Here is a 6,960-nt window from a genome sequence, read left to right as displayed (position 1 = left end):
GCCGGCAAACGCTTGCCGGACGGCTGCGGGAGCGGCACTCTCAGATATCCGCGCGCCGCGGCAGCGGGGCTGATTCCCGTCATGCGGCGCGGCGGCCTGTCCCGATGCCGCCCGGCCGGCCGTTCCTTCCGCCTGCGATCCGCGCCCGCCGCCGCGTCTGTCGCCGCCCGGGCCGCTGGTGCGGCGCGGCAGGCATCGCCGGCGCCCCGGAGAGTGTGCCTTGTCCCGTGCTGCCGAAACCCCGCTCCAGACTGAAATCCCGCCCCATGCCGCAACCACCGGCACCCACGATTTCGCAGACGATCCGCGCAACGCCGCCATCCTCATTTCCGTCAACGGCGCGCTGAAGCCGCGGGCGGAGGCCACGGTATCGGTGTTCGATTCCGGCTTCATCCTCGGCGACGGCGTGTGGGAAGGGCTGCGGCTGGTGGAAGGCGGCATTGCCTTCCTGCAGGCCCACCTCGACCGGCTCTATGAAGGCGCCAAGGCGATCCGCATGGAAATCGGGCTCAGCCGGCAGGCGATGGCCCGCCGTGTGTTCGACTGTCTCGATGCCAACGGCATGGAAGACGGCGTGCATATCCGCCTGATGGTGACGCGCGGCATCAAGCGCACACCCTATCAGGATCCGCGCGTGACCATCGGCGCGCCGACCGTCGTCATCATTCCGGAATACAAGACCCCGCTGCCGGCGGTGGCGCGGCGCGGGCTGAAGCTCTTTACCGTGCACATCCGCCGCACCGGTCCGGCCGAGCAGGACCAGAAGCTCAACTCGCACTCCAAGCTCAACTGCATCCTCGCCTGCATCCAGGCGGCGGAGGCCGGCGCCGACGAAGGGCTGATGCTGGACGAAGCCGGCGCGGTCGCCACCTGCAACTCCACGCACTTCTTCATCGTGCGCCGGGGCGAGGTGTGGACCTCCGACGGGCTTTACTGCCTCGGCGGCATCACACGGGCCAACGTCATCCGCCTCGCCCGCGACCTCGGCATTCCGGTGCATGAGAAGCGGTTCTCGCTGACCGATGTCTATGGCGCCGACGAGGCGTTCGTCACCGGCTCGTTTGCCGGCCTGACGCCGGTGTGGAATGTCGACGGCCGCCTGATCGGCGAGACGGGCCCGGACGGCGACCACGCCGGCCCGGTCACACGGCGGCTGCAGGCCGCCTACCGCGATCTCGTGCATCAGGTGCGCACCGCGCGCGCCGATCTCGACCGGCTCTGAGCGAGGCAGCCTGCCACCATGACCACGACCGCCGCCCCCGCCATCCGCATCGCCATGTGGTCCGGCCCGCGCAACATCTCGACCGCGATGATGCGTGCGTTCGGCAACCGGCCCGACACTGCCGTCATCGACGAACCGTTCTATGCCGCCTATCTGGCCCTGACCGGCATCGACCATCCGATGGCGGACGCGGTGATTGCCGCCGGCCCGGCTGACTGGCGGCAGGCCGCCGCCGGGCTCGCCGGCCCGGTGCCGGACGACCGGCCGGTCTATTACCAGAAGCACATGACGCACCACATGATCCCGCAGATCGGCCGCGGGTGGATGGACGGCCCCGAATTCGTCCATGCCTTCCTGATCCGCGCGCCGGAACAGGTGCTCGCCTCCTACACCGCCAAACGCGATACGGTGAACCTGCGCGATATCGGCATCGCGGAGCAGGTGGAACTGTTCGAGCGCACCGCGGACCGCCTCGGCCACGCCCCGCCGGTGATCGAGGGTGCGGACATTCTGGCCGATCCGGCCGGCCGCCTCGGCGCCCTCTGCGCGGCGCTCGGCATCGGTTTCACGCCGGCCATGCTGTCGTGGCCGGCGGGGCGGCGGGCCAGCGACGGCGTGTGGGCGCCGCACTGGTACCACGCGGTGGAAGCCTCCACCGGCTTCGCGCCGCCGCGGCCGGGGGTGACCTTCGACGCTCTCGACGACAGCCTGAAGCCGATAGCCGAGGCCGCCCGGCCGCTCTACGAGCGCCTTGCGCGGCATCGTCTGCCGTAACGCCGTTCAGGCCGTTACGATGCGGTTGCGGCCGCCGTCCTTCGCCTGATAGAGCGCGCTGTCGGCGGCATGGTAGAGCGTGGCGAAATCCACGGTCTCGCCCACGCCGGAGGCCATGCCGAAACTGGCGGTGACGAAAATCGTGCCGCCGTGGGGCTGCGGGTAGGGCGCGCCTTCCAGCCGCTGGCGCAGCGTCTCGCACACGCGCGCGGCGCCGGTGCTGTCGGTGTCGGGCATCAGCACCACGAACTCCTCGCCGCCCATGCGGCCGACGATGTCGCTCGCCCGGCGCTGAGCGGCGATGAGGCGGGCGACATGGCGCAGCACGGCATCGCCCGCCAGATGGCCGAAGGTGTCGTTGACGGACTTGAAGCGGTCGAGATCGAGCACGGCCAGCGCCACCGGCCGGCCGGTGCGCCGCGCCAGCAGGAAAATCGCCTCGGCCTGCAGCTCCACCATGCGGCGGTTGGCAAGCCCGGTCAGGGGATCGAGATTGGCCATCTCGCTCAGGGTGCGGTTGCGGCGGGCCAGCTTGATGGCCAGGTCGATCAGCCCGAAGCCGAGCGCCAGCAGCATCACCGCCAGCCCGCCCACGGTGGCGGCATAGGCCTGCAGGCGCTGGCTTTCGAGCGCCATCTCCTCCTGAACGTGCTGGCTCACGGTGCCGCTCAGCACGGCTGTGAGGTCGGCCAGATCGCGGGCGAGGCGGTCGCGCCGCACCGGGTCGGGGTTGGCCGCGAGCGCGCGCACGATGGCCTCGACCTGCCCGAGATCGGCGGCGATATCGGCCGGCAGGGGCTCCTGCGTGCTGCCGAGCGCGCTGAAATCGGCCAGCCGCGTTTGGATCAGCGCCAGACTGCCGCGCCGCCCGGCCGGCACCGCGCCGCCGGTGGCACGGAAGATGGCGACATCGGCCGCAAGGCTTTCGATGTGATGCACCTGCGCCAGCACCATGACCGGCCGCGCCTGCCACACCGCGCCCACGCCGGCCAGCACGACAGCCAGCAAGACGACGGCAGCGACCAGATAACCGCCCAGGACGAGGCGCGCGCCACCCGGCGAAAGCCACCACGAACTCCCGCGCGCCGGCTGCGTCATCAGGGCGTGTCCCCGCCATCCCCGCTGCGGATGGAACTGAGGCTCCAGATCCAGTTTGCCGAAGCCGCGCTGCCGGCCTTGACCGCCTCGGCCGATTGCGGCCACAGCACCATGAGCGGGCCGCGCTGCCCGACCGGCACCGGCGCGCCGTCGCGCCGCGTCGCCAGAAGCGGGTTGCCGGCCTCGATCGCCGCACGGTCGAGCCGGATCGCATAACCGTCCAGCGCCGTCATGACGAGCGTGCGGGCCTTGCCCAGACCGTAACGATCCAGCAGCTCCAGAAGCGATACGCCCTGCCAGGTGGCCTTCGGCAGCCAGGGGGTTTCCAGCGTGGTTTCCGACATCGGCAGCCGTTCGATATCGGCATAGGTCAGCGCCTCGCTGCGCCCGCCGCTTTCGACGGTGAGCACCGGCTCGCCGGCCGGCACGGGCGGCAGCGCGTCGCTTTCGCCGAGCGGCCGCACGGCGGCGGCCAGCGCCGCGCCGCCGGCCGGCCAGAGCCCCCCGGCACCCGGCGCAGCAACGGCCAGCAGAACGGCGGCAAGCAGGCGGAGAGCGGGACGGACACGATGACAGGGGCTGCGAACCGCAGCAGGCAGAATGGACACGTCAGGCACTCCGCAGCCGGTGCAGGCCGGCCTTGAAAGCCCGGCTCCGGCCCTGCGCCTCTGCTTTCCTACGTTGCAACATGGCGGTCAGCATGCCGCAAAGCGCCGGAGAACGGAATACAAAATGCGACCCAAAGGGGGCCGCGCAAGGCAGGACGCACGCCTGAATTGGCCCGCAGCGCTCTCGGCCGGTCGCGGCTGAGCCATAAAAAACCGCCGCCCGGCAGGGGCCGGGCGGCGGGCAATGTCTGTCGGGTCATGTCCGGCGGGCCGGAGGCCCGGTCAGAGCGGGCCCGGTCGGAGCCGGCCTGTTCAGGCGGCGACCCGGGCCTGATGGATGGCGGCCGTGTAGTCTTCGAGCAGCTGCCGCGTCACCGCGCCGGGGGTGAACTTGTAGGGCCCGATCTCGGCAACCGGGGTCACCTCCGCGGCGGTGCCGGTCAGGAAGCACTCCTGGAAGCCCGACATCTCTTCCGGCATGATGTGGCGTTCATGCACCGTGAGGCCGCGCTTCTTCGCCAGCTCGATCACCGTCTGACGGGTGATGCCGTTCAGGAAGCAATCCGGATCGGGCGTGTGGATCTCGCCGTCCTTGACGAAGAAGATGTTGGCGCCGGTCGCCTCGGCGACGTAGCCGCGATAATCGAACATCAGCGCGTCGGCATAGCCCTTGGCCTCGGCCGCATGCTTGGAGAGCGTGCAGATCATGTAGAGACCCGCCGCCTTCGCCTTGCAGGGAATGGTATGCGGATCCGGGCGGCGCCACTCGGAGATGTCGAGACGGATGCCCTTCAGGCGCTGCTCGGCATCGAAGTAGCTCGGCCACTCCCACGCGGCGATGGCGACGTGGATCTTGTTGTGCTGGGCGCCCACGCCCATCTCGTCGCTGCCGCGCCAGGCGACCGGACGGACATAGGCGTTGGTGAAATTCATGCGCTTCAGCAGCTCATAATGAGCGGCATTGATCTCGTCGGCGGTGAACGGCAGATCGAAGCCGAGAGTGCGGGCCGACGCGATGAGACGGTCGGTGTGCTCCTTCAGCTTGAACACAACGCCGTCATAGGCGCGCTCGCCCTCGAACACGCAGCTGCCATAGTGCAGGCCATGCGTGAGAACGTGAATCTTGGCATCGCTCCACGGCACGAACTTGCCGTCCATCCAGATGACGCCGTCACGGTTGTCGAAAGGCTGTCCCGCCATTTTCTTCTCTCCTGATGCGAACGCGTCGTTGGAAACCTCGCCGCACCGCCACATCCGCAGGGGCTGCCCGCCCGGGGATCGCCCCCGTCGGACACCGCCCTGCCCCTGCGCGTGCACGCCGGCCCCTTCGGCGCCCGGCCGGTGCGCATCCCTGCACCCCGTCATGCGGGGCGCCTCACAGGGCGCATCGTCGGCCGATCCCGAAGCCCCTTCCGGCCCGTTGCAAGGGCCCGTCGAAAGGCAGTTTTTGCGTCGCGGCGAAAGTGTCGATATCTTCGTTCCGCAGCCGGTCGGGCCGGCCGTTTCATTCGATCGTTTCGTCTTGACCCGCAGTGAAGTAACTATCGTACGCGATTATGTCAATATGGCTGACGTAATTTCTCCGTCTGATTCCCGTCTGCCGCCTGCGGCCGGTGCCCCGGCGACGCCCGGCCGAACCTGTGCGCCCCACGCTTCCGCCCCTTCGCCGGCGGAACCGCTGCCGGGCGGCGCGGAGCCGGCGGGCGAACCGCATTATGACGTGATCGAGCTGCTGTTCTTTGCCTACCGCGCCTTCATCGGCCGGCCCGACCGCATTCTGTCGGAATATGGCTTCGGCCGCGCCCATCACCGCGTGCTGCATTTCGTGGCGCGCAATCCGGGCATTCGCGTGACCGATCTTCTGGACATCCTGAAGATCACCAAGCAGAGCCTCGGCCGCGTGCTGAAACAGCTGATCGATACCGGCTTCATCGACCAGCGGCCGGGGCCCGCGGACCGGCGCCAGCGCCTGCTTTATGCAACCGACACCGGGCAGGCTCTCGATCATCGCCTGTCGATGCTGCAGTCGCGGCAGATCGAGACCGCGCTGGAGGGGCTGGGAGACGACGGCCACGCCCTTGCGGTGCGCTTTCTCACCGGCCTCGCCGCCACCGAAAGCCGCGAGGCAGGCCCTGCCTTCGACGCGGACGAGGAGCAGCCATGAGCCCGATCACCGCCCCGCCGAAGGAGCCGCTGTCGGACGATGCCCCGCATCTGATGGTGGTCGACGACGACAGCCGCATCCGCGAACTGCTGCGCCGCTATCTCACCGCCAACGGCTATCGCGTGACCGTGGCGGAGGATGCCGCCGACGCCCGCCGCAAGCTCGATTCGATCGTGTTCGACGCGCTGATTCTGGATGTGATGATGCCGGGCGAGGACGGGCTGTCGCTGGCCCGCTCGCTGAAGGCGCGCTCCGATGTGCCGATCCTGATGCTCACTGCCCGCACCGACAGCGCCGACCGCATCGCCGGGCTGGAGGTGGGGGCCGACGACTATCTGACCAAGCCGTTCGAGCCGCGCGAACTGATCCTGCGCATCGCCAACGTGCTGCGCCGCCGCGGGCCGGCGGAGGTGCCGGCCAACGAGGTCAGCTTCGGCCCGTTCGTGTTCGATATCGCCCGGCAGGAACTGCGCCGCGGCGACGAGCCGGTGCGCCTGACCGACCGTGAGCGCTGGCTGATGGCAACCTTTGCCGAGCGCCCCGGCCAGACCATTCCCCGTCACCTGCTGGTCGGCCGCGAGGGTGAACTCGGCGAACGCACGGTGGATGTGCAGATCAACCGCCTGCGCCGCAAGATCGAGGACAACCCGGCCGATCCGGTGCACCTGCAGACCGTGCGCGGGCTGGGTTACCGCCTCATCGCCTCCTGACCGGCCCGCGCCCCGGGCGCGTGCCAGCCCACACCCGGAGCCCGGCCATGGCGAACGAAACCGATTTCCGCGACGACGGCGAGGACGAAGTCCCGCGCCCGCCCGCCCGCACCCGCCTCGGTCTGGCCCTGCGCCTGGCCGGCCGGGCGCTGATGTGGCCGGGGCGCTGGCTGCACGCCCGCCTGCCGCGCCGCCTCTTTCCCCGTTCGCTGCTGATCGTGGTGCTGCCGCTCATTCTGCTGCAGTCGGTGGTGGCCTATGTCTTTCTGCAGCGGCACTGGGAGCTCGTCACCCAGCGCCTGTCGGAGGCGACCGTGCGCGACATCGCGGCGCTGATCGGCATTCTGGAAGCCTATCCGCAGGATCCCGACTACCGCACCTTCC

At 69.6% G+C, this 6,960-nt stretch carries 7 protein-coding genes and 1 pseudogene; 5 read left to right on the top strand and 3 right to left on the bottom strand.

Features of this window, described 5'->3' with window-relative positions; translation table 11 throughout:
• Positions 1-220 precede the first annotated feature (220 nt).
• Entirely contained in the window at positions 221-1,222 is a 1,002-nt protein-coding gene (locus V7067_RS11620; RefSeq protein WP_334176067.1) for an aminotransferase class IV, read from the top strand.
• 18 nt (positions 1,223-1,240) lie between these two features.
• Complete coding sequence (locus V7067_RS11615) at positions 1,241-1,996, top strand: hypothetical protein (protein ID WP_334176066.1); 756 nt, start codon at positions 1,241-1,243, stop codon at positions 1,994-1,996.
• Positions 1,997-2,002: 6 nt separating this feature from the next.
• Here the strand turns inward: V7067_RS11615 and V7067_RS11610 are convergent, their stop codons facing one another.
• From V7067_RS11610 to V7067_RS11600, 3 genes are all read right to left on the bottom strand, one after another.
• The gene (locus V7067_RS11610) at positions 2,003-3,094 is read right to left on the bottom strand and encodes a GGDEF domain-containing protein (RefSeq protein ID WP_334176065.1); all 1,092 of its coding nucleotides are present in this window, start codon (positions 3,092-3,094) and stop codon (positions 2,003-2,005) included.
• Positions 3,094-3,702, bottom strand: a complete 609-nt coding sequence (locus V7067_RS11605) for a molybdopterin-dependent oxidoreductase (RefSeq protein ID WP_334176064.1) — start codon at positions 3,700-3,702, stop codon at positions 3,094-3,096. Before V7067_RS11605 ends, V7067_RS11610 begins: the two co-directional genes overlap by 1 nt.
• Before the next feature lie 312 nt (positions 3,703-4,014).
• Complete coding sequence (locus tag V7067_RS11600; protein WP_334176063.1) at positions 4,015-4,902, bottom strand: branched-chain amino acid aminotransferase; 888 nt, start codon at positions 4,900-4,902, stop codon at positions 4,015-4,017.
• Between the two features lie 478 nt (positions 4,903-5,380).
• Between V7067_RS11600 and V7067_RS11595 the strand changes: the two genes are divergently transcribed.
• The 3 genes and pseudogenes from V7067_RS11595 to V7067_RS11585 all read left to right on the top strand — a co-directional run.
• Entirely contained in the window at positions 5,381-5,866 is a 486-nt protein-coding gene (locus V7067_RS11595; RefSeq protein WP_334176070.1) for a MarR family transcriptional regulator, read from the top strand.
• Complete coding sequence (locus V7067_RS11590; protein ID WP_334176062.1) at positions 5,863-6,576, top strand: response regulator; 714 nt, start codon at positions 5,863-5,865, stop codon at positions 6,574-6,576. The genes V7067_RS11595 and V7067_RS11590 overlap by 4 nt, the downstream gene beginning before the upstream one ends.
• Positions 6,577-6,728: 152 nt before the next feature.
• Positions 6,729-6,960, top strand: a pseudogene (locus V7067_RS11585) (two-component sensor histidine kinase); the annotation flags it as partial.

Source organism: Pseudoxanthobacter sp. (assembly GCF_036822375.1).
In the GTDB taxonomy this organism is placed as follows: Bacteria; Pseudomonadota; Alphaproteobacteria; order Rhizobiales; family Segnochrobactraceae; genus Pseudoxanthobacter.
Note: the sequence above shows the minus strand (reverse complement) of the source record. Positions and strands in the feature narration are given on the sequence as shown.

Bases quoted from the DNA above. Each gene is read 5' to 3' on its own strand.
- V7067_RS11615 (WP_334176066.1), top strand. From the start codon at position 1,241: ATGACCACGACCGCCGCCCCCGCCATCCGCATCGCCATGTGGTCCGGC.
- V7067_RS11610 (WP_334176065.1), bottom strand. From the start codon at position 3,094: ATGACGCAGCCGGCGCGCGGGAGTTCGTGGTGGCTTTCGCCGGGTGGC.
- V7067_RS11600 (WP_334176063.1), bottom strand. From the start codon at position 4,902: ATGGCGGGACAGCCTTTCGACAACCGTGACGGCGTCATCTGGATGGAC.
- V7067_RS11590 (WP_334176062.1), top strand. From the start codon at position 5,863: ATGAGCCCGATCACCGCCCCGCCGAAGGAGCCGCTGTCGGACGATGCC.